Annotated in this window: 10 protein-coding genes and 5 pseudogenes; 6 read left to right on the plus strand and 9 right to left on the minus strand. The window is 70.9% G+C overall.

What is annotated here, in order from left to right:
* Window positions 1–1,810: 1,810 nt before the first annotated feature.
* Window positions 1,811–2,848, plus strand: a complete 1,038-nt coding sequence (locus Sfulv_RS31455) for a CDP-glycerol glycerophosphotransferase family protein (protein WP_371874657.1) — start codon at window positions 1,811–1,813, stop codon at window positions 2,846–2,848.
* 151 nt (window positions 2,849–2,999) lie between these two features.
* Here Sfulv_RS31455 and Sfulv_RS10835 read toward each other — a convergent pair whose 3' ends face one another.
* Complete coding sequence (locus Sfulv_RS10835) at window positions 3,000–3,608, minus strand: TetR/AcrR family transcriptional regulator (RefSeq protein WP_173313497.1); 609 nt, start codon at window positions 3,606–3,608, stop codon at window positions 3,000–3,002.
* Between the two features lie 153 nt (window positions 3,609–3,761).
* Here Sfulv_RS10835 and Sfulv_RS10840 point away from each other — a divergent pair, with 153 nt between their 5' ends.
* Together Sfulv_RS10840 and Sfulv_RS10845 are read left to right on the plus strand one after the other, a co-directional pair.
* The gene (locus tag Sfulv_RS10840; RefSeq protein WP_173313498.1) at window positions 3,762–4,703 is read left to right on the plus strand and encodes an ABC transporter permease; all 942 of its coding nucleotides are present in this window, start codon (window positions 3,762–3,764) and stop codon (window positions 4,701–4,703) included.
* Window positions 4,696–5,568, plus strand: a complete 873-nt coding sequence (locus Sfulv_RS10845) for an ABC transporter ATP-binding protein (RefSeq protein ID WP_256668870.1) — start codon at window positions 4,696–4,698, stop codon at window positions 5,566–5,568. Before Sfulv_RS10840 ends, Sfulv_RS10845 begins: the two co-directional genes overlap by 8 nt.
* 102 nt (window positions 5,569–5,670) lie before the next feature.
* Here the strand turns inward: Sfulv_RS10845 and Sfulv_RS10850 are convergent.
* The 3 genes and pseudogenes from Sfulv_RS10850 to Sfulv_RS10860 all read right to left on the minus strand — a co-directional run bounded on the left by Sfulv_RS10850 (window position 5,671) and on the right by Sfulv_RS10860 (window position 12,277).
* Window positions 5,671–10,691, minus strand: a pseudogene (locus Sfulv_RS10850) (NAD-glutamate dehydrogenase).
* 379 nt (window positions 10,692–11,070) lie between these two features.
* Window positions 11,071–11,741 (minus strand): annotated as a pseudogene (locus Sfulv_RS10855) (HAD family hydrolase).
* A gap of 29 nt (window positions 11,742–11,770) precedes the next feature.
* A complete protein-coding gene (locus Sfulv_RS10860; RefSeq protein ID WP_173313499.1) occupies window positions 11,771–12,277 on the minus strand; it encodes a DUF6912 family protein in 507 nt (168 codons plus the stop codon).
* A 276-nt stretch (window positions 12,278–12,553) separates the two neighbouring features.
* On the opposite strand from Sfulv_RS10860, the gene Sfulv_RS10865 reads away from it, so the two are divergent.
* Entirely contained in the window at window positions 12,554–13,000 is a 447-nt protein-coding gene (locus Sfulv_RS10865; protein ID WP_173313500.1) for an Rv3235 family protein, read from the plus strand.
* 127 nt (window positions 13,001–13,127) lie between these two features.
* Here the strand turns inward: Sfulv_RS10865 and secA are convergent, their stop codons facing one another.
* On the minus strand, window positions 13,128–15,965 hold the full coding sequence (secA, locus tag Sfulv_RS10870) for a preprotein translocase subunit SecA (protein WP_173313501.1): 2,838 nt from the start codon (window positions 15,963–15,965) through the stop codon (window positions 13,128–13,130).
* A gap of 240 nt (window positions 15,966–16,205) precedes the next feature.
* On the opposite strand from secA, the pseudogene Sfulv_RS10875 reads away from it, so the two are divergent.
* Window positions 16,206–16,780, plus strand: a pseudogene (locus Sfulv_RS10875) (GNAT family N-acetyltransferase).
* 79 nt (window positions 16,781–16,859) lie between these two features.
* Complete coding sequence (locus tag Sfulv_RS10880; RefSeq protein WP_173313502.1) at window positions 16,860–18,035, plus strand: winged helix-turn-helix domain-containing protein; 1,176 nt, start codon at window positions 16,860–16,862, stop codon at window positions 18,033–18,035.
* Between the two features lie 39 nt (window positions 18,036–18,074).
* Here the strand turns inward: Sfulv_RS10880 and Sfulv_RS10885 are convergent, their stop codons facing one another.
* The 4 genes and pseudogenes from Sfulv_RS10885 to Sfulv_RS10900 all read right to left on the minus strand — a co-directional run bounded on the left by Sfulv_RS10885 (window position 18,075) and on the right by Sfulv_RS10900 (window position 22,667).
* Complete coding sequence (locus Sfulv_RS10885; protein WP_173313503.1) at window positions 18,075–18,833, minus strand: response regulator; 759 nt, start codon at window positions 18,831–18,833, stop codon at window positions 18,075–18,077.
* 185 nt (window positions 18,834–19,018) lie between these two features.
* Window positions 19,019–19,710: pseudogene (gene hpf / locus Sfulv_RS10890) on the minus strand (ribosome hibernation-promoting factor, HPF/YfiA family).
* 329 nt (window positions 19,711–20,039) lie between these two features.
* Complete coding sequence (locus tag Sfulv_RS10895) at window positions 20,040–20,780, minus strand: ComF family protein (RefSeq protein WP_173313504.1); 741 nt, start codon at window positions 20,778–20,780, stop codon at window positions 20,040–20,042.
* 61 nt (window positions 20,781–20,841) lie between these two features.
* A pseudogene (locus Sfulv_RS10900) lies at window positions 20,842–22,667 on the minus strand (LpqB family beta-propeller domain-containing protein).
* Window positions 22,668–22,690: the final 23 nt, after the last annotated feature.

The raw sequence follows: 22,690 nt of genomic DNA on the forward strand, positions 1-22,690 counted from the left end.
ACACCCCGGTGATGATCCCGGCGCACTACCTCGCCGGCTCGGTGGACGTGCTGCACGAGCACGTCTACCACTGGCGGGTGCGGGAGGGCTCGATCACCCGGCGGCGTACGGACGTGACGGGTGTACGGGACAGGATCGCCGCGTGCGAGCAGGTCAGCGCGTTCCTGGCGGGCCGGGACGAGGCACAGCGGCGGCGCTACGACGTGTCGTGCCTGCGCGACGACTTCCTGTACTTCCTGGAGGGGATGACGCTGGGCAGCGCCGCCTACCGCACGGCGTTCATGGCCGGCGCGGGCGCCTTCCTGGATCGTGCGGGCAGCTCGGTTCTGGACGGGCTGCCCGTGGAGCTGCGGGTCAAGTGGCGGCTGGTGCGCGAGCGCAGACTCGACGACCTGCTGGCCGTCCTCGCCTTGGAACGGACCAACGGGCCCGGCGTGTTCACCGTCGAAGGGCTGCCCGGCAGGCGCCGGGCCGGGCATCCGGGCGTCGCACACGGCGACTCACGGCTCGGCCGCTCCGACCTCCCCGCCGCCGCACGGCTGTCGGCCGCCACCTGGCGTACGGACGGGCGGCTCGGGCTGCGCGGATACGCGTACATCCGCAACCTCCCGGCGGACACCACGCTGCACGCGCTGAAGTGGGGTGTGCTGCGGGCGGCGGAGGGCCGGCAGCTGCGGAAGGTGCCCGTGCGGTCCGTGACGGCTCCGGAGGCGACCGTGAACTCCGGTCAGGAGCTGCACTCCTACGACCGCGCGGGGTTCGAGATGGTCATCGACCCGCGCACGCTGCGCCCCGGCCGCTGGCTGGTGGGCATGGTGGTCTCCAGCCACGGGGTGTTGCGGCGGGCCGCCGTGCGGGCCCTGGACGCCGCCTCCGCCCAGCCGCTCGTCCACGACCTGGACGCCGGGCGGCGGGCGGTGCTCGGCTACCGGGACGGCCGGCTCGAACTGGCCGTCACCCGGCTGCCCGCACTCGCACAGGCGCACGACGGCGGAACCGGAATCCTGCGCCTGACCGGGCAGTTGTACGGGGGAGCGCGCCCGCAGGCGCTCTCGCTCACCCTGGAGGGCACCGAGGAGGAACGGACCTGCCCGGTGGAGTGCGGGGAGGACGGGCGTTTCGCCGTACGGATTCCGCTCGCCGAACTGGCCGCCGTACCGCCGCCACCGCACCGGGCTCCCCGCGAAGTGGAACCGGAGGGCGGCGCCCGGTGGCGGGGCCTGCTGCTATTCCCCGGCGGCAGCAGGGTCCCGCTCGCCGCCGCGCCCGACCTGCCACCGCCCGCCACCGCCTGCCCGGCGGGCGAACTCGTGGTGGACCTGACAGGTGAGCCGGTCGTGGACGGGGCACGCTGGACGGCCGAGGGCGGACTGTGCGTCGAGGGCACGGGCGGGGGCACGGGCGGTGACCTGGTCCTGCGTCACGAGGCGCTGCGCGAGACGGCGACCGTGGCGGTGACGCGGCGGGAAGGCCGCTTCGCCGCCCGCGTACCCCCGGGCTCGTCACCGAAGTCCTCCAGGAGGGCCGCTGGGACCTGCGGCTCGACGGCTGTCCCGTACGGGGCACGGCGTCGCTCATCGCCCGGCTCCCGCTGCACCGGCCGGACGGAGGCGGCGAACTGGCCCTGGAGCGGCGTCACGGCGACCGGCTGGCCCTGCACGCGGGCCCCGCCCTGCCGGTCGCCGACCGGGGCGCGTACCGCGGGCGCCTGCTGCGCACCGCCCACTACCCGGCGCAGCGGGCCCTCCCGCTGCGCGACACCGTCCTGTACACGGGCGGCGACTCCCCTCGGGCCGTCCACGCCGAACTCGTGCGGCGCGGCACCGACACCGAGCACCTCTGGGTCACCTCGGGGCGCGCGGGGCGGGCGGCGCACGTCCCGGAGACGGCGGTCCCCGTCGTCGAGCACAGCGCCGCCTGGTACGAGGCGCTGGCGCGGGCCCGGCGCGTCGTGACCGACGACCAGCTGCCCGAGTGGTTCGAGCGCCGCCCCGGCCAGACCGTCGTGCAGACCTGGCACGGCACGCCGCTCGGCCGCTTCGGCACGGACCTCGACGGCAGCCTGTACGCCGACCACCACGTCCTCGCCTCGCTGGCGCACCGCTCGGCGCAGTGGTCGGTGCTCGTCTCCCCGAGCCGGTTCGCCACCCCCCACCTGCGCCGGGCGCTGGCGTACGGGGGCGAGGTGCTGGAGGCGGGATCGCCCGCCGCCGACCTGTTGTTCGCGCCCGACCGGGAGAAGACGGCCGAGCGGGTCAGGCGCCGGACGGGCGTCCCGGACGGCCACCGGGTCGTGCTCTACGCACCGACCTACCGGGACCACCTGGCCCATGACCGCACGGCCCCGTCCGGCGACCGGCCCGGACCCTACCGCTGGGACCCGGCGCTCGACACGGCCGCCCTGGCACGGTCGCTGGGCGCGGGCCACACGGTGCTGGTGCGCAGGCATCCCCGGGTGACGGGCAGCGTGCCGACCGGCCCCGGTGTGCTCGACGTGTCCGGGCACCCGGACACCACCGAACTGCTCCTGATCGCCGACGTCCTGGTCACGGACTACGCGGGCCTGGTGTTCGACTACGCGCACACCGGCCGCCCGATGCTCTTCCACACCTACGACCTGGAGCACTACCGGGACACCGTGCGCGGCTTCTGCCTGGACTTCGAGACCCGGGCCCCGGGCCCGCTGCTGGTCACCACGCGGGAGGTGGCACACGCGCTGCGGACCACGGGGGTGCTGGCGGCGCGGCACGCGGACGCGTACGAGAGCTTCCGCAGGGACTTCTGCGATCTGGACGACGGGGGCGCGGCGGGCCGGGTCGCGGACCGGCTGCTGGCGGACGGGACGTAACGCCCGCGCGGCCGTCCCGGCGGCTGACGGTGCCTGCCGTTCGCCGCCTCCTGCCGGTGGCGCGCGGGCCGGTGTCCGTGCGCCCTGCGGGCCGGTGTCCGTGCCGTCTGTGTGCCTGCGTGTCTGTCTCAGTGCTGCCTGTGTGTCTGTCTCAGTGCTGCCGCAGCGCGGCGACGGCCGAGGCCGCGAGGTCGTCCAGGTAGCCCTTGGGCAGGTCTCCCCGGACCACGGCCAGGCGCCAGTACAGCGGGCCGACGATCAGGTCCAGGGCACGGTCCGGATCGCTGCCCCCGGGCAGCTCGCCCCGGGCCACGGCCTCGCGCACGACGACGGCGGCCACGCCCTGCTGCTGGTCGAGCAGGGCGGCCTTGATCGCGTCGGAGATCTCCGGGTTGCGTGCCGCCTCGACCAGCAGATCGGGGATGACCTGCGAGGCGACCGGGTGGCGCAGGGCGTACGCGGCCAGTTCGAGCACGGCGCGGACGTCCCCGTACAGCGAACCGGTGGCCGGAGCCGGCAGGCCCTGCGAGGCGACTGCCGAGACCAGGTCGAGGACGAGCGCGAGCTTGGACTTCCAGCGCCGGTAGACCGCCGTCTTGCCGACGCCCGCGCGCCGGGCGATGCCCTCGATCGACATCCGGGCGAACCCCACGGAGGCCAGCTCCTCGAAGACGGCGGCGCGGATCGCATCGGTCACGTCCTCGCGCAGCACGGCTGCGCCCGCCGGGGTGCGGCGTCGGGTTCCTGGATCGGTGGCCATGGGCGAAATGATAGTCCGTGACGACGGAACGGTTGCGTTACGACGTGAAAGCGTCCTACCCTCGGCGTTGCGACGATACGGTTGCGTTCCGTCGACAGCTTCCTTCCGATCCCACTGCAAGCAGCCTCGCTCCAGCCCTCGTCGAAAGTGATCTTGGTGAGCCAGACAGCAGCGCCTCCGGCGCCCGTGGAACCAGCCGCCCCCACTCCCCTCCCGGTCCACGCACCGGGTGAGCTGGCCGCGCTCGCGGCCCGGCACGGGCTGACCGTCAGCGGGGCCCGGCCCTCCCTGCCCGCGTACGTCGGGCAGCTCTGGGGGCGCAGGCACTTCATCACGGCGTTCGCCGGTGCCAAGCTCAGCGCGCAGTACAGCCAGGCGAAGCTCGGCCAGATCTGGCAGATCATGACGCCGCTGCTCAACGCGACGGTCTACTACTTCATCTTCGGCGTCCTGATGAACACCAGGAACGGGGTCGCCGACTTCGTACCGTTCCTGGTCACAGGCGTCTTCATCTGGACCTTCACCAGCAGCACGGTCACCGCGGGCACCCGGGCGATCAGCGGCAACACCGGGCTCGTACGGGCCCTGCACTTCCCCAGGGCCTCGCTGCCGATCGCGCTCGCCCTCCAGCAGCTCCAGCAGCTCATGTACTCGCTGGTGGTCCTCCTGCTCATCCTGCTCGCGTTCGGCCAGTACCCCCAGCCGTCCTGGCTGCTGATCATCCCCGCGCTGACCCTCCAGGCCCTGTTCAGCACGGGCCTGTCGATGGCCGTGGCGCGGCTCGCCGCGCAGACCCCGGACATCGCCCAGCTCATGCCGTTCGTCCTGCGGACGTGGATGTACGCGTCCGGCGTGATGTGGAGCCTGGACACGCACCTGTCGAGCGGCCGGGTGCCGCACGCGGTCGTGGTGGCGCTGGACTGCAATCCGGCCGCCGTCTACATCGACCTGATGCGGTTCGCCCTCATCGACAGCTTCACCAGGGAGCAGCTGCCCGATCACGTGTGGGCCGTCGCGACGGGCTGGGCACTCGTCTTCGCGATCGGTGGCTTCGTGTACTTCTGGAAGGCCGAGGAGCGGTACGGACGTGGCTGAGATCCCCGATACACGCGTTCCCACCGTCGTCGTGGACGACGTCCACATCACGTACACCGTGCATGGCGCCCGTACCGGCAGGGGCAGCGCCACCTCGGCCCTGAGCCGGCTGGCCTCGCGCGGCAGGAACCCCGGAGCGCGGGAGGTGCACGCCGTGAAGGGCGTCAGCTTCGCCGCGTACCGGGGCGAGGCCATCGGCCTGATCGGCTCCAACGGCTCGGGGAAGTCGACACTCCTCAAGGCCGTCGCGGGCCTACTGCCGCCGACGCGGGGCCGGGTGCACACCCAGGGGCAGCCCTCGCTGCTCGGGGTCAACGCCGCGCTGATGAGTGATCTGACCGGCGAGCGCAACGTCGTGCTCGGCGGACTGGCGATGGGCATGACGCGCCGGCAGATCCGGGAGCGCTACCAGGACATCGTCGACTTCTCCGGCATCAACGAGAAGGGGGACTTCATCACGCTGCCGATGCGGACGTACTCCTCCGGCATGGGAGCCAGACTGCGCTTCTCCATCGCCGCGGCGAAGAGCCACGACGTACTGCTGATCGACGAGGCGCTCTCCACGGGCGACGCGAGATTCCAGCGGCGCAGCAAGGACCGGATCAGGGAACTGCGCCAGGAGGCGGGCACCGTCTTCCTTGTCAGCCACAGCAACAAGTCGATCACCGAGACCTGTGACCGCGCGCTGTGGCTGGAATCGGGCACGCTGCGCATGGACGGCCCCGCCGCGGAGGTGGTGGCGGCCTACGAGAGCTTCACCGGGCCGAGGAAGGCCCCCCCGGCCCAGGACGTGAGGCCGGCCCGCCCGCCGACACCGCGCCGCAGCCCGACGTCGGCCCGTCCGGCGCCTGAGGACGAGCAGTGACCCGCACCCCCGGGCGCCGGACGGCACGACCCGGCCCGACCGGCGCCTGAGGAGACAGGGGCGGTGGTGGACCGCACATCACCGCGTCCACCACCGCACCGACTACACGTGCGCCCGCAGCAACGTCCGCATCGTCCGCATGGCCACCGACAGATTCGCCAGGTCGAACGAGTCCGAGCTCTGGATCTCATCCAGCGTCGACCGGGACCGCGTCAGGATCGCCGCGTTCTTCTCCTCCCACGCCTTGAATCGCTCCTCCGGCGTCGAGGACCCGTCACCCGCGGCCAGCACATCCGCCGTGAGCGCCGCGTGCGCCGCGTACAGGTCCTCGCGGATCGAGGCGCGGGCCATGGACTGCCAGCGGTCGGCCCGAGGCAGGTCGATGATCCGGTCCATCAGCTGGGTGATCCGAAGCCGGTCAGCGAGGTCGTAGTAGACCTCGGCCACCGCCAGCGGGTCCTTGCCTGTGCGTTCCGCGATCGCCACGATGTCCAGCGCCGGGAACGCGGAGGAGAACCCGGCGACCCGCGTCGCCAGCTCGTCGGGGACACCCACCGAGGTGAGCTCCTCCCGGATCGACTGGTACCACTCCTGGTCCGCCCCCATGAGCATCTTGGGCAGCTGGTTCCAGACCTGCTCCACCCCGTCGCGGAAGAACCCGATCGTCTCGGCGATCTGGACGGGCTGCGGCCGGTTGCCGAGCAGCCAGCGCGATCCGCGCTCGACGAGGCGGCGCGAGTGCAGCCGGACCCGGGTCAGGACGTCCGCGTCGACCTGGTTGTCCAGTGCCTCCACGGCGTCCCACACCTGGGACTGGCCGAAGATCTCGCGGGCCGCGGCCTGCGCCCGCACGATCTCCTCGGTCGACGCCCCGGTCTCCTCCCGCAGCCGGTGCAGGAAGGTCGAACCACCCGCGTTGACCGTGTCGTTGACCAGCACGGTCGTGATGATCTCGCGGCGCAGCGCGTGCGCGTCCACGGCCTCGGGGTACCGCTCCCGCAACTGCCGCGGGAAGTACTCGTGCACCAGCTTCTGCAGATGCGGATCGTCCGGCAGGCTCGTGGAGATCAGCTCGTCGGCGGCCGTGATCTTGGTGTAGGCGAGCAGCACGGCCAGCTCCGGCTGGCTGAGCCCCTTGCCCGCGTTCAGCAGTTCGCGGATCTGCCGGTCGTTGGGCAGGAACTCCAGCGCCCGGTCGAGGTGCCCGTCACGCCCCAGCCTGCGCATGAAGCGCTGCTGGGCGTGGAGCAGGGACGGTGCCTGCGCGCAGGCGTTGGCGAGCGCGGTGTTCTGCGCGTAGTTGTTGCGCAGCACCAGCCGGCCGACCTCCTCGGTCATCTCGGCGAGCAGCTTGTTGCGCTGCTTGACGGTCATGTCCCCGTCGCGGACAAGCCCGTTGAGCAGGATCTTGATGTTCACCTCGTGGTCGGAGGTGTCCACACCGGCACTGTTGTCGATCGCGTCGGTGTTGATCCGGCCGCCGTTGCGGGCGAACTCGATCCGGCCGAGCTGGGTCGCGCCGAGGTTGCCGCCCTCACCGACGACCTTCGCGCGCAGCTCCTCGCCGTTGACCCGGATCGCGTCGTTGGCCTTGTCGCCGACGTCCGCGTTCGACTCGCCGGACGACTTGATGTACGTACCGATGCCGCCGTTCCACAGGAGGTCGACGTCGGCCTTGAGGATGTTCTGCATCAGCTCGGCGGGCGTCATCTTGGTGACCCCCGACTCGATGCCGAGCGCCTCGCGGACATGCGCGTTGATCGGGATCGACTTGGCGCTGCGGGGGTGGATGCCACCGCCCGTGGACAGCAGGTCCTTGCTGTAGTCGGCCCACGAGCTGCGCGGCAGGTCGAAGAGGCGGCGCCGCTCGGCGTACGAGGTCGCGGCGTCCGGCTTCGGGTCGATGAAGATGTGCCGGTGGTCGAAGGCCGCGACCAGCCGGATGTGCTCGGAGAGCAGCATGCCGTTGCCGAACACGTCACCGGACATGTCGCCGACGCCGACCACGGTGAAGTCCTGCGTCTGCGTGTCGTGGCCGAGCTCGCGGAAGTGCCGCTTGACCGACTCCCAGGCGCCGCGGGCGGTGATGCCCATGCCCTTGTGGTCGTAACCGGCGGAACCGCCGGACGCGAAGGCGTCACCGAGCCAGAAGCCGTACGCGACGGCCACCTCGTTGGCGATGTCGGAGAAGCTCGCCGTGCCCTTGTCCGCGGCGACGACGAGGTAGGTGTCGTCCTCGTCGTGGCGGACGACGTCGGCGGGCGGCACGACCTCGCCTGCCACCATGTTGTCGGTGATGTCGAGCAGCGCCGAGATGAACATCTTGTACGCGGCGATGCCCTCGGCCAGCCAGGCGTCGCGGTCGACGGCCGGGTCCGGGAGCTGCTTGGCGACGAAGCCGCCCTTGGCGCCGACGGGCACGATGACGGTGTTCTTCACCATCTGCGCCTTGACCAGGCCGAGGATCTCCGTACGGAAGTCCTCACGCCGGTCCGACCAGCGCAGACCACCGCGGGCGACCTTGCCGAAGCGCAGGTGGACGCCCTCGACGCGCGGCGAGTACACCCAGATCTCGAATGCCGGGCGCGGCGCGGGGAGGTCCGGGATGGCCTGCGGGTCGAACTTCATCGACACGTAGCCGTGCGGCGTGCCGCTCTGCGCCTCCTGGAAGAAGTTGGTCCGCAGCGTGGCCTTGATGACGGTGAGGAAGGACCGCAGGATGCGGTCCTCGTCGAGCGAGGCGACCTGGTCCAGCGCCCCGTCGAGCTCCTCCAGGAGCCCGTCGGTCAGCTCCGTCCCGGCCCGCTGCCGCCCGGGCGACATCCGCGCCTCGAAGAGCGAGACCAGCAGCCGGGTGGTGTGGACGTTGTTGCGGAGGGTGTCCTCCATGTAGTCCTGGCTGAAGGTCGAGCCGGCCTGGCGCAGGTACTTCGCGTAGGCGCGCAGCACCATGGCCTGGCGCCAGTTGAGTCCGGCGCGCAGCACGAGGGAGTTGAAGCCGTCGTTCTCGGCCTTGCCCGTCCAGGAGGCGGCGAAGGCTTCCTGGAAGCGGTTCCTCGCGTCGTCGGCGAGGTAGTCGCCGCTGCCCTCGATCTGCGGCATGCGCAGACCGAAGTCGTAGATCCAGGCGTTCGTACGGTCCGCGCAGCGCAGCTCGTACGGACGCTCGTCGACGACCTCGACGCCGAGCCGCTGGAGCACCGGCAGGACGGCGGAGAGGGAGACCTGCTCGCCGGTCCGGTAGATCTTGAAGCGCCGCTCGCGGGCGACGGCGCCGACCGGCTCGTACAGGCTGAGCGCGAAGTCCTTCTCGCCCCGCTGGAGCGCTTCGAGGTGCACCAGGTCGGCGACGGCCGCGCGCGGCGAGTGGTCGGCCTTGTAGCCCTCGGGGAAGGAGTGCCCGTAGCGGCGCAGCAGCTCGGCCGCGCGCTCCTCGCCGCACTCGGCGTTCAGCGCCTCCTGGAAGCCGTCGGCCCAGGAGCGGGCGGCCTCGACGAGCCGGGCCTCGATGCGCTCGGTGTCGGCGTCCGTGAGGTGCGGCAGTTCGGTGCCCGGGGGGACCCGGATGACGAAGTGCAGCCGGGAGAGGATCGACTCGGTGTTCCAGGCGGTGAAGTCGACGTTGGTGCCGCCCAGTTCCTCCTTGAGGATGTCGATGAGCCGCAGGCGCACGCCGGTGGTGTAGCGGTCGCGCGGCAGGTAGACGATCGCGGAGTAGTAGCGCCCGTACTCGTCCTGACGCAGGTACAGCCGCAGCCGGCGGCGCTCCTGGAGGTAGAGCACGGAGGTGACGATGGAGCGCAGCTGGTCGGGCGGCGTCTGGAACAGCTCGTCGCGCGGGTACGTCTCCAGGATCTGGAGCAGGTCGCGGCCGTCGTGGCTGTTGTACGAGAAGCCCGCGCCCTCCAGCACCTCGGCGACCTTGCGGCGGACGACGGGCACCCGGCGCACGGACTCGGTGTAGGCGGCGGAGGAGAAGAGCCCGAGGAAGCGGCGCTCGCCGATGACGTTGCCGTCGGCGTCGAACTTCTTCACCCCGACGTAGTCGAGGTAGCTGGGGCGGTGCACGGTCGCCCGGCTGTTGGCCTTGGTCAGGACGAGCAGCTTGTGCTCGCGGGCCTTGGCGCGGACGTCGGCGGGGAGCCGGTCGAAGGACGGGGAGACCGGGTGGGTCTCCTCGCCCGTGTGGCGCGGATCGGCGCGCAGGATGCCGAGCCCGGTGCCGGGGACGGCGGTGAGGGCGTCGCTGTCGTTGAGCTCGTACTCGCGGTAGCCGAGGAAGGTGAAGTGGTCGGCGGCGAGCCAGCGCAGCAGTTCGCGGGCCTCGTCGACCTCCTCGTCGGCGAGGTCGTCCAGCGGCTCGCCGGGAAGGTCGTCGGCGATGCGCAGGGCGGCGTCGCGCATCTTCTCCCAGTCCTCGACGGTCTCCCGTACGTCGGACAGGACCCGCAGCAGATCCGCGGTGATCTGCTTCAGGTCGGCGCGGTCGGTCTCACGGTCGATCTCGACGTGGATCCAGGACTCGACGAGCGCGTCGTGCGGCAGCTCGGCCTTGTCGTCCTGGGCGCCCTTGGCGTTCTTGCGGCCCTTGGCGGCCGGGCCGGTGCCGTTGACGTCGGTGAGGACCTCGATGAGCTTTCCGGCGACATCGCGGCGGACGATGATCTGCGGGTGGATCACGACATGGATGCCCCGCCCCTGCCTGGACAGCTCGTTGGTGACGGAGTCGACGAGGAACGGCATGTCGTCCGTGACGACCTCGACCACGGAGTGGCTGGACGTCCAGCCGTTCTCCTCGACGGTCGGGGTGTGCACCCGGACGTTCGCCGTGCCCTGGGGGCGGTTCTCGGCGAGCCGGTAGTGGGAGGAAGCCGCACCGAAGACGTCGACCGGGTCACGGCCGCTGACGTCCTCAGGAGCGGTGTGCAGGTAGTACCGCTGGAGATAGGCGAGCAGGCTGCCCTCGCCGGGGCGGTTCACCTGCCCGGTCCCGGCACCCGGGCCGGCGACGTGTGCCCGGGGGTATGGCCCGGGCCACCGGCTCCACCGCCCGGGCTGTTGTCAGCTACCTCGGCGGCCCGTGCGAGCAGCTCGGCCTTGGCTTCGTCCAGCTTGGTCTGCATGTCCTCTGACTCCTGTCGCGCGCCGTTGCGTGACGTAGGTGAAAAAGACGACGTACCGCCACGACACGGGGTATCCGGTCGGAGTCGACGCTATGCCGCCATGAGAGGTATCCGGGACCGTATGGGCCATCTTCGGCAGGCGGTCCGGGATGTGGGGAGCGCGGATCGCCCGGGCACTGTGGCACTCCGGGCGCAGGCCGGGGGCTTCGCTGCCCCCGAGGCGTATCGCGCTGATCACGGCCCCAGGCTATCTCGCTTGCCCCCGTCACCGTCATGAGCCGCATCTGTACAAAAGATGGACCCGCACTTGGACTCTCTGGACAGTGCGCGAGGGCCGGCGGGCGGAGGGCCGGCCCCGGCCGCCCTCGCCCGCCACAGCTCAGACCCCTATGAGCGCGGCCAGCGACACCGCTTCGGCCAGGGTGTCCACCACCGGCACCCCCGCGCCCTCCAGACTGGCCCTGCTGTGCGAACCCCCGGTGTAGAGCACCGCCCGCGCGCCCACGTGCGCCGCGGCCACCGCGTCGTCCACCGCGTCACCGATGACCACCGCCCGCTCCGGGGAGACCCCGTCGAGCGCCGCGAAGTGCCGTTCCATGTGCAGCGCCTTGCTGCCTCCGGACGGCCCCGTACGGCCGTCGACCCGCACGAAGTGCCGCTCGATGCCGTATCCCCGGACCACGGGAACCAGCTCCTCGTGGCCGTACATGCTCAGCAAGGACTGACTGTGCCCCGCCCGCCCCACTGCGCGAGCAGTTCCTCGACCCCCTGGGTGAGCCCGCAGGTGACGCGGCGCTCGGTGTAGTGGCGGTGGAAGATGCCGTCCATCCGCTCCCACTCGGCGTCGGTGGGCAGCCGGCCGAGCAGCCGCTCGTAGAACAGGGGGATGGGGACGCAGTACATCTCCCGGTACTGCTCCAGCGTGATCGGCGCGAGGTCTATCTCGGCGAACGCGGCGTTCGTCGCGCCGATGACGGCCTCGATGTCGTCGAGCAGCGTGCCGTTCCAGTCCCAGACCAGATGCGCTCGGTGATTCCCTGACGTCCCCATGTGAAGAACGTACCCGGCGGGTCCGACAGTCAGCCGATGAGGTTGGGGATCTCCTGGACGCCGAACCACAGCAGCTCGTGGTCCTCGGCGCCGTCCACCGTGAACTGCGCGTCGTCGTCACCGAGGTCCGCGGCTCCCAGCGCCGCCGCGGCGGCCGCCACGTCCTTCTCCGCGTCGTCCGCGTCGACGTGCACGGCGGCGGCCTTCGCCAGAGCCACGGCCGCCTCGATCCGCACCTCTCCGAGCGAGGCCCCGTCCGGGCTGTGATCGGGATCGGCGACCGCCGCCCCGTCCGGTACGTCGACGGCCACGACGGTCCTGCGCCGCGGTTCGTCCGGGTTCCCGGCGATCAGACGCAGCGAAGCGGCGGCGGCCCGGTTGAGCGCCGCGTACTCCAGCTCCTCGATGTCGTCGGAGACGTACCACTCACGCAGCGCGGGCGTCACCGCGTAGGCGGTCAGCGGTCCGGGTCCGACTTCGCCCGCCCTGTGCGCCGCAGCGAGACCGGAGAGGGTCAGGGGGACGTACACGCGCATGGCTGGCCGCTTTCGTAGTCGGAGACGTTCTCAGGATACGTGGAGGTCCCCCGTTGGGGTCCTTGAACGGCCCCCGTTCGTCCACCCCGCGACCGCCCCTCACCCTCACCGGGCCCTTGCGGCACAGGCTCCGACACCCGGATAGGTGATCTCCGGGCGTCGCGGCGGTGCGCGTTCTCCGGCTTGCGGTGCCACCCTCCGGGCCCGTAGAAGATCCGCAACAGAAGTTACTGCCCGGTATTCCGCCGGGCACGGAAGAGCACGGGGGCGATGAGCATGAGCATGGACAAGACCAGGCCCGCCGCACGACGCGACCAGCGCAGGCCCGGCACCGTACCTCCGCAGCAGATCCGACAGCGGACCGCGCGCCATCCCCGCCCGCACCAGTGGTTCGCCGAACGCCTGCTCGCGGTGCTCAGCGGCCGGCGCCCGGTGCACTGGATGCTCGGGCACACCATCGGCGAGGCGTACGACCAGCTCGCCGAACTCGCCCCCAGCAGCCCGTTCGGCGCGGAAGGCGTCCGGCCGGTCCTGCGGCACTGCCACGGCGCCCAGCCCGCCACCGGGGTCGTCGAGGCGTTCGCGAGCGTCGCGGCGGGCGACCGGGTCCGCGCCATGGCCTTCCGCCTGGAACGGGGCCCCGACCTCCGCTGGCGCTGCGCGGCGGTGGAGCTGGGCGGCGAACGCGTCCCGCACGCCCGGCCCGTCCCCCACGGCGACTGAGGCCACCGTGACCCGGCGCCCCACGAGGCCGCGACGGCTGGGGCCGGACACCCCGAAGGTGCCCGGCCCCAGCCGTCCGGCGGACGCCGGCGGTACCTCGGTACCGCCGCGTCCTCACCGCCGTGCGCTACTTCTTGCGACGACGGCCACCGCCACCACCACTGGGGCTGCCGCCCTTCTGCGCCTTGCGGCGCTCGGCGCGCGTCATGCCGTCCGCCTCCGAGCGAGCACTGTCGCCGTTGGTGAAGTCACCCTCGACGACACCGCCCTCACCGTCCACCGTGGGAGCGGAGAAGTGCAGGCGGTCGGGCCGCTGCGGCGCCTCCAGGCCCTTGGCCCGGATCTCCGGACGGGAGACCGCCGCGACGGGCGCCCCGTCCTTGGAGAGCGAGGTCCGCTCGGCGGCGTCCTGCACCGGGACCTCCTCGACCTGCTGCTCGACCTGGACCTCCAGGTTGAACAGGTAGCCGACGGACTCCTCCTTGATGCCCTCCATCATGGCGTTGAACATGTCGAAGCCCTCACGCTGGTACTCGACCAGCGGGTCCTTCTGCGCCATCGCCCGCAGGCCGATGCCCTCCTGGAGATAGTCCATCTCGTAGAGGTGCTCACGCCACTTGCGGTCCAGGACGGACAGCACCACGCGCCGCTCCAGCTCGCGCATGATATCCGAGCCGAGCGTCTTCTCCCGCTCCTCGTACTGCTCGTGGATGTCGTCCTTGACGGACTGCGCGATGAACTCGGCGGTGACCCCGGCCAGATCCCCGGCGGCCTCCTCCAGCTCCTCGACCGTGACCTTCACCGGGTAGAGCTGCTTGAACGCGCCCCACAGCCGGTCCAGGTCCCACTCCTCGGCGAAGCCCTCGGCGGTCTCCTGGCGGATGTAGTCGTCGATCGTGTCGTCCATGAAGTGGCGGATCTGATCCTGCAGATCCTCGCCCTCCAGGACGCGGCGGCGCTCGCCGTAGATGACCTCACGCTGCCGGTTGAGCACCTCGTCGTACTTCAGGACGTTCTTACGCGTCTCGAAGTTCTGCTGCTCGACCTGCGACTGGGCCGACGCGATCGCCCGCGTCACCATCTTGTTCTCGATCGGCACGTCGTCCGGCACGTTGGCCATCGACATGACGCGCTCGACCATCTGCGCCTTGAACAGCCGCATCAGGTCGTCGCCCAGCGACAGGTAGAAGCGGGACTCGCCCGGGTCACCCTGTCGGCCGGAACGACCGCGCAGCTGGTTGTCGATACGCCGCGACTCGTGGCGCTCCGTACCCAGCACGTACAGCCCGCCGAGCTCCTTGACCTCTTCGAACTCGGCCTTCACCGCGAGCTCGGCCTTCTCCAGCGCCGCGGGCAGCGCCGCCGCCCACTCCTCGACGTGCTCGACCGGGTCGAGCCCGCGCTGGCGCAGCTCCGCCTCGGCGAGGTCGTCGGGGTTGCCGCCGAGCTTGATGTCCGTGCCTCGGCCGGCCATGTTCGTCGCGACCGTGACCGCGCCCTTGCGGCCGGCCTGGGCGACGATCGTGGCCTCACGGTCGTGCTGCTTGGCGTTGAGCACCTCGTGCTGGACCCCGCGCTTGGAGAGCTGCTGCGAGAGGTACTCGGACTTCTCGACCGAGGTGGTGCCGACCAGGATCGGCTGGCCCTTCTCGTGCTTCTCGGCGATGTCGTCGACGACGGCGGCGAACTTCGCGACCTCGGTGCGGTAAATCAGGTCCGACTGGTCCGCCCGGACCATCGGCCGGTTCGTCGGGATCGGCACGACGCCCAGCTTGTAGATCTGGTGGAACTCGGCGGCCTCGGTCATCGCCGTACCGGTCATGCCGGAGAGCTTGCCGTAGAGGCGGAAGAAGTTCTGGAGGGTGATCGTGGCGAGCGTCTGGTTCTCGTCCTTGATGTCCACCCCTTCCTTCGCCTCGATGGCCTGGTGCATGCCCTCGTTGTACCGGCGGCCGGCGAGCATACGGCCGGTGTGCTCGTCGACGATCATGACCTCGCCGTCGACGACGACGTAGTCCTTGTCCTTCTTGAAGAGTTCCTTGGCCTTGATCGCGTTGTTGAGGTACCCCACGAGCGGCGTGTTCACCGACTCGTAGAGGTTGTCGATACCGAGCCAGTCCTCGACCTTCGCGACACCGGGCTCGTGGATGGCCACGGTCCGCTTCTTCTCGTCGACCTCGTAGTCGCCGGTCTCCTCGATGCCCTTGAGCGGGTTGCCTGCCTCGCCCCTGGTAAGCCGCGTCACCAGCTTGGCGAAGTCGCCGTACCACTTGGTGGCCTGGTCGGCCGGACCCGAGATGATCAGCGGTGTACGGGCCTCGTCGACCAGGATCGAGTCGACCTCGTCGACGATGGCGTAGTTGTGGCCGCGCTGGACGAGCTCTTCCTGGGACCACGCCATGTTGTCGCGGAGGTAGTCGAAGCCGAACTCGTTGTTGGTGCCGTACGTGATGTCGCAGCCGTACTGCTCACGGCGCTGGGCCGGAGTCATGTTGGCGATGATGCAGCCGACGGACAGGCCCAGGAACTTGTGGACCCGGCCCATCATCTCGGAGTCACGCTCGGCCAGGTAGTCGTTGACCGTGATCAGGTGCACACCCTTGCCGGAGAGCGCGTTGAGATACGCGGGCAGGGTACCGACGAGGGTCTTGCCCTCACCGGTCTTCATCTCGGCGACGTACCCGAGGTGCAGGGCGGCGCCGCCCATCATCTGGACGTCGTAGTGGCGCTGTCCGAGGACGCGCTTGGCCGCCTCGCGGACGGTCGCGAACGCTTCGGGAAGCAGGTCGTCCAGGCTCTCGCCGTCCGCGTACCGTTCCTTGTACTCGTCGGTGAGCGCCCGCAGCTCGGCGTCGGAGAGGTTGACGAAGTCCTCTTCGATGGAGCTGACCTGGTCCGCGATGCGGTGCAGTTTGCGCAGGATCTTGCCTTCGCCTGCACGCATGAGCTTGTTGAAGACGGACACTGAGGCTGGTCTCCTTGCCGGTCGGGCCTGGCACTGGGTCGTGTTATGGACGCTGGCGCGGGCACGGCAGGTGGGCCCCACCGCAACGGCCATCGTAAGCGAGGACCCCACCGCCTCGGGAGGGCTGCTGCCGCGTGGACCTCACCGCACCCTCCAGAACAACGGACGGGAGGGCCCGAAGGTGCCGGGATGCGGCAAAAGTGCTCGCACGACGGACGGCTCCTCACCACAATCTCCCCCATGGAGCCGATCACCCTCACCACCGAACGCCTGATCCTGCGCCCTTCGCGCCGGACGACGCGGACGGCGTGTACGCCGCATGCCAGGACCATGACATCCAGCGCTGGACGGTGGTGCCCTCCCCGTACGCGAGGGCCGACGCGGAGATCTTCACGGCCGCGCTGTCGCCCCGGGGCTGGGACGACGACTCGATGTACAACTTCGCGGTGGTGCTGAGGGAGAACGGCCTGCTCGTCGGCGCGCTCGGCGTCAACCACCGCGTCCTGCCCGGGACGTACGAGGTGGGGTTCTGGACCGGCAGGGAGCACCGGGGCCGGGGCTATACGACGGAAGCCCTACTGGCCTGCGCCCACTGGTCGTTCACCGCGCTCGGCGCGGACCGCCTGGAGTGGCGAGCCGAGGTCGGCAACACCCCCTCGCGATCGGTAGCCCGGCGGGCCGGCTTCCGGATGGAGGGCGAGCAGCGCTCGGCGCTGCTCAACAAGGGGGTGCGCCGCGATGTCTGGATCGGCGCGCTGCTGCCGTCGGACCTGGGGCTGCCGGGCAGTCATCCGTACGTGCCCGCGGGCCGCTGACCGCGGTCCCGGACCTGTCAGCCGATCCGCGACCGGCGTGGCGGCCCGGCTGTCAGTGCCTCGCTCTAGGGTTCACTGCATGACGCCCGTGCCGCTTCCCGCCGTGGAACTCTCCGCCGACCAGGCCCGCCGGATCGCGCTGCGCGCACAGGGATTCCTGGGGGCCCCGGACCGCCGGGCGGGTGTGCCGGGCGTGCTCCGTCACCTCGGAGCCGTACAGCTCGACACCATCTCGGTGCTGGCCAGATCGCACGAGCTCGTTCCCTACGCCCGTCTCGGCGCCGTCGACCGTCGCACCGTCGAGGACGCGTACTGGTCGGGCGGGCGGTCCTTCGAGTACTGGTCGCATGCCGCGTGCATCCTGCCGGTCGAGGAATGGCCGCACTTCGCGTTCCGCCGCCGCGCCTACCGCTCCCGTCCGCAGTGGCACCACGACCTGCCCGACGGGGCGTACGAGACGGTGATCGGGCAGCTGCGCGCCGAGGGCCCGCTGACCGCCACGGAGCTCGGCGGCGCGAAGAACGGCGGCGAGTGGTGGGACTGGTCGGCCTCGAAGGTGGCCGTCGAGCGGGCGCTGATGTACGGGGAGGTCGTCTGCACGGAGCGGCGCGGCTGGAAGCGCGTCTACGACCTGGCCGAGCGCGCCATCCCGGACGCCTTCCTGCACGACGACCTCGACGACGCCGAGTGCCACCGCAGGCTGGTGGTCCTGGCGGCCCGGTCACTGGGCGTCGGCACCCGGGCCGACATCGCGGACTACCACCGCCTCAAGGGCGAGCAGTTCGACGCGGTGGTGGCGGACTCCGGGCTGGTGCCGGTGGCGGTGGAGGGCTGGGCGAAGCCCGCCTGGGCCCACCCGGAGGCCCTGGCGTCGCCACCGCGCGGCCGGCACCGCACGACGCTGCTCTCACCCTTCGACTCGCTCATCTGGGAGCGGGCGCGCACCGAGCGGATCTTCGGCTTCACCCACCGCCTGGAGGCGTACGTCCCCAGACCGAAGCGCGTCCACGGGTACTTCGCGATGCCGCTGCTGGCGGGCGGCAGGCTTCAGGGGCGCGTGGACCCGGCCCGTGAAGGCTCGACCCTGGTCGCCCGGCAGGTGTCTCTCCTGGGGCGGAAGGCGGTGACACCCATGGCCGAGGCCCTGGTGGAAGCGGCGTCCTGGGTGGGCTGTACGAACGTCCGGCTGGAGCGGGTCGACGCCCCGGAGCTGCGCGAGCCGCTGACGGCGGAGATCACGCGTGCTCTCGCCTGACGGGCTCCTGCGCCCTCTGTCCACTCCTCTGTCGGCTGCCTACCGGATCTCCAGGATCTTCTCCCGCATCGCATAGACCACGGCTTCCATCCGGGAGTGGAGCTGGAGCTTCTCCAGGATGTTGCGGACGTGGTTCTTCACCGTGTTCTCGGAGATGAACAACTCTTTCGCGATATCGCGATTGTTCATGCCCGTAGCGACGAGTTTGAGGACTTCGAGCTCCCGGTCGGTGAGTCTCGGCGCCGGGACGAGTCTGCGCTCATCGGTGCGCTGGATCATCGACTTGAACTCGGTCAGCAGCTTGGACGCCATCGACGGGCTGATCTGCGACTGTCCGTCGGCGACGGCGCGGATCGCCGTGGCCACCTCGTCGGTGGAGATCTCCTTCAGGAGATATCCGGTGGCGCCCGCCTTGATCGCGTCGTAGAGGTCGGCCTCCTCGTCGCTGATCGTCAACATGATGATCTTCGCGCTGGGGGCCACCTCCTTGATGGAGGTGCACGCCTCGATGCCGCCGCGTTTGGGCATCCGTACGTCCATCAGCACGATGTCGGGCAGCAGGTCGGCCGCCTTGTCCACGGCCTCCGCTCCGTCCCCGGCCTCGCCCACCACCTGAATGTCCTCCTCCTGCGCGAGGACGATCTCCAGACCTCTGCGGAAGAGCGCGTGGTCATCGACGACCAGGACCCGGATGGGCTCCTTGCGGGAGCTGTCGTCGGCCGCGTCCACTCCGGCATCCGTACCGGTGGCAGCGTCGGCGCCCCTCGCGTCGCGCACGGGTCCGAAGGTGTTCGCCATCGTTCCTCCCCCTGAAGGCCGCGGCCTGTCGTCCACAAGCTGTCCGCCAACCGCAGCTCACGGAGCCCTCGTTGGCCTGGGCCGCCATGCTTTCATGCCGGGACGCCGACGCGGGGGTGCCAGGGCCGCACGCCGGTGCCCCTGGGGGCGCACAGACGCTCCAGGGGCACCACGAACGGGTGGCGTCAGCCGCCGAGCGCGCCCCCGCGCCGCCTGCTTCGTCAGCGGCGAGCGGGTCCGTCACCAGACGGATGACTCCGTAGTCGTAGGCGTGCCGCCGGTAGACGACATTGGGTTCCTTGGTCTCGGAGTCGACGAACAAGTAGAAGTCGTGACCGACCAGCTCCATCTCGTAGAGCGCCTGGTCGAGCGACATGGGTGCCGCGACGTGCGTCTTCTCGCGCATCACCAGCGGTCCGTCACCCTGCACCTCAAGGGGACCGATCTTGGTGGTGGGCACTTCGCCCGTCGACGTCTCATCCGCGACCAGCTCACCGTTCCCGTTGAACGACGCGGCGTCCGGCACGATCTCCCCGACCTCGGCGGCTGACAGCCGGCCGGCGCCCCGGCGGCTGTAGCGCTTGTCGTGCTGCTTGCGCAGCCGCGCCTCCAGCTTGCCGGTGGCCAGGTCCAGTGCCGCGTAAGGATCACCCGCTGCCGCCTCCGCCCGGATGACGGGTCCGCGGGAGCGGAGCGTGATCTCCACCCGGTCGGAACGGTCGGCCTGACGGGGATTCGGCTCCTTGGACACCTCGACGTCGAGGCTTATCACCTTGCCGTCGAAATTCTGGATCTTGTCCAGCTTCAACTTCTCGGCCACGTGCTTGCGGAACCGCTCGGGCACCTCGGTCTTGCGGCCCTTGACGACGATGTCCACGCAGAACTCCGTTCCCGGATCGCTCCGCTTCGACGGCGGAGCATTTCCCTTTTGCACCAAACTCCGGTCATGGCCGGAGCTTCGGACTGGGCGGCTTTCACCCCCTCTTCCCCGACCGGCGAGGTCTGCACCTCACCGGCTCCAGCGCGTCTGGACTGCTGATGAGTTACCTGCCCGAAACCGGGTGGTGCATTCGTCGAGGTCTGACATTCACCATCCCTCACAACCGAACATAGCCTGCCCGGCCGGTTGTCGGCACCCGCTACTCACGCGTACCTCCGTTCAGGTTCATCTGGCCACTCGCTACCTGCAACGACACGAGTTCGACGTCAGTTCCGGTTTATTTCGAAGGCGGACGGAGAGGCTGCCACCACCGCGGCCCGCAGGGCTTGTTCCCCCGCGTTCTTCCAGCGTGCACCGGCAGCCGCCGAGGCGCCCGCCCGCACGGCGCGCGCCGCTTCGGCCAGCGTCGCCCCCGTCGTCATGAGGTCGTCGACCAGCACCGCCCGACCGCCCGCGAGGAGCCTCCCCGCCCCGTCCGCGACATCGAGCGCCCCCGCCAGATTCGCCCGCCGCTGCCCCGCCCGGAGCCCCGACTGGTCGGCCACGGTCCGCCTCTGCCGCAGGACCGCGAGAACACCGGCCGGCGTCCCCGTACGCCGCAGCTCCGAGGCCGCGGCCAGGGCGATGCGCCGCGCCGGGTCATGACCCCGCGCGGCGGTGGAGCGCCGCGCGGACGGGACAGGCACGAGCAGCAGCGGCCCCGCCCCGCCCGAAACCCCCGCCCCGGCCCGTACAGCGCCCGCCAGGGCCCTTCCGAGCTCCCTGGTGAGCCCCAGGGCGCCCCGCTCCTTGTGGGCGAGGAGCACCGCCCGTACCGCGTTCTCGTACGGGGCGGCGGCCCACACCACCGGCAGTCCCCCCGGCTCGGGCGCGGGCCTCACCCGGCGCGGCTCCGCACCGAGCAGCGCGGCCCGGCACTCCCCGCACAGCCCGGTACGCGGTCCGCCGCAGCCACCACAGGCCACCGGCAGGACCAGTCCGGTGAACTCCCGCCACCATCCCCGCATCCCCACACAGTGCGGGGGCGGACGGAGACCGTCCACCCCCTGTGGACAACTGTGGAGCGCCTCAGCCCGGGTAGACCAGGGACGAACCCGTTTTGAGGACCGTCTGCCAGTTGTCGCCGGGCGAGAGCCGGACGATTCCGTCGCCCTCGGTCTCCGCCATCAGCGGAAGCTGCTCGTCGTCAGCGGCCGCGACCGCCGTCACCTGGTTCACCCCGGGCAGCACGCCCGAAGGCGAGGTCGAGCCGTCCGCCTGCACGTACCGCACCTGCTGCACGCCGCCCTCCTCCTTGCCGACCACCACGAGACGGCTGCGGCCGGACCAGGAAATCGCCGACACGTCCGTGAGCTGCGGCGCCGCCTGACGCAGATCCTCCACGGAGACCTGCGGCTGCTCCTCGGAACCCTGGCGTTCGACCCGGCCGATCTTCAGCGTCGTGCGCCCGTCCTTCGAGACGAGCAGAGCGATCCGCACCCCGTCGGCCGACATCCGCAGGGCTTCGATGCGTCCCCCGTCCAGGCTCGGCACAGTGACCTCCTGAGGCGTGCCCTTGCCGCCGACCAGGCGCAGCAGCCGCGGGCCCGCCGGATCACGGTCGGCGACCCACAGGTCGCCCCGGCCGTCCCAGCTCGGGCCGAGAGCCGGTCACCCGGTCTGGCCGCCCCACTGGTCACCACCGGCTCGGCGAGTTCCCCGTCCGAGACCAGGGAGGAGACGTAGAGGTCCTGCTGGTCCGCGGAGACACCCGCCGCCGACTGCTCGTCGCGGGCCACGCCGACCGAGCTCATCGGCACCGTCCCTTCGCCGAGCGGCCCTGTGACGGGCTCGGGGTCACCGGTGCCCTTGCTGCTTCCCGGCAGCCGCCCCACATGACCCTTGGCGTCGACGAAGTACTGGCTGTCCGGCGCACCGGAACCGCTGTCCGGGGCGAATTCGACCGCCTCGTCGGCACCCAGCGCGCACAGCCGGCCCCGCTCGCTCCGCAGCTCCACCTGTTCGAGACGCGCGGACGTCAGGTCCCGCAGGGTGAAGAAGACCTGGGCGGCCATCATCCGGCAGGCCGTCCGGCCGACCTTGTCCGCCTTCTTGTTCAGCGGCACCTTCAGCACGTTCTGGTCGTCCGGCGCCAGGGAGGTGACGCCCTTCTTCAGCGCCGTACCTGTGGGGAAGCGGGAGTCCGCGACGGGCCGCAGCCAGTTCGTCGGCCCTCCGAGAAGCGCCCGGACCGTCTGCGTGGCGGTGTCCATCCGGGTGACGGGGTCGGTCCGGTTCCGTACGTAGACCGGGTCGGCCACCAGGGTCGAACGGCCGTTGGTCCGCCCCGTGGCGAAGTAGTACTTGTTGACGGACCGGTAGAGCCGCCTGAAGTCCGACTGCCCGAGCACGAGGCCGTCCGGCACGATGTCGATGCGCCACTCCCGCTTGCCGTCGGCCCCCTTCTCCTGCACCAGGTGGAGGGTCTGGGAGTAGTCCGTGGGCGCCAGCGGCTGGTACGAACTCTGGGCGTCCACCGCTGCGACCTGGTCGCCGGTCAGCGTGTAGGTGCCTTCCGTACGCCTGCGGTCCTTGTCGTACAGCGAGGACCCGCTCCTGTTGGGCGCCTTGGCCAGCACGGTGGTGCCCGCACTCGGCTTCCAGGTGCGGGCCGCTTCCCCGGTCAGGTACTTGCGGGTCGTCATGAAATTGGGGTCGTCACTGGTCATCGACTCCAGGAAGCCGTCGACCACCTCGGTGGGCGTGGCGCCTTCCCTGGGCGCCACCGCGTACACCTGCACCTGGGAGTCACCGGGCTGCGAGGCGTCGACCGGCTTCACGTCCCCGGCGACGGGCATGGAGGCGCACCCGGCCAGCACCACGACTGCGCAGCAGAGCAGCGCGGACATCCGCACCGCGCGTCCATGGCCGCCCTGCA

The organism is Streptomyces fulvorobeus, from assembly GCF_013167895.1.
Lineage (GTDB): Bacteria > Actinomycetota > Actinomycetes > Streptomycetales > Streptomycetaceae > Streptomyces > Streptomyces fulvorobeus.

What these genes read in the sequence shown, in the direction of transcription:
- Sfulv_RS10835 (WP_173313497.1), bottom strand. Translation starts at nt 3,608, where the DNA reads ATGGCCACCGATCCAGGAACCCGACGCCGCACCCCGGCGGGCGCAGCC.
- Sfulv_RS10860 (WP_173313499.1), bottom strand. Translation starts at nt 12,277, where the DNA reads ATGCGCGTGTACGTCCCCCTGACCCTCTCCGGTCTCGCTGCGGCGCAC.
- Sfulv_RS10865 (WP_173313500.1), top strand. Translation starts at nt 12,554, where the DNA reads ATGAGCATGGACAAGACCAGGCCCGCCGCACGACGCGACCAGCGCAGG.
- Sfulv_RS10880 (WP_173313502.1), top strand. Translation starts at nt 16,860, where the DNA reads ATGACGCCCGTGCCGCTTCCCGCCGTGGAACTCTCCGCCGACCAGGCC.
- Sfulv_RS10885 (WP_173313503.1), bottom strand. Translation starts at nt 18,833, where the DNA reads ATGGCGAACACCTTCGGACCCGTGCGCGACGCGAGGGGCGCCGACGCT.
- Sfulv_RS10895 (WP_173313504.1), bottom strand. Translation starts at nt 20,780, where the DNA reads ATGCGGGGATGGTGGCGGGAGTTCACCGGACTGGTCCTGCCGGTGGCC.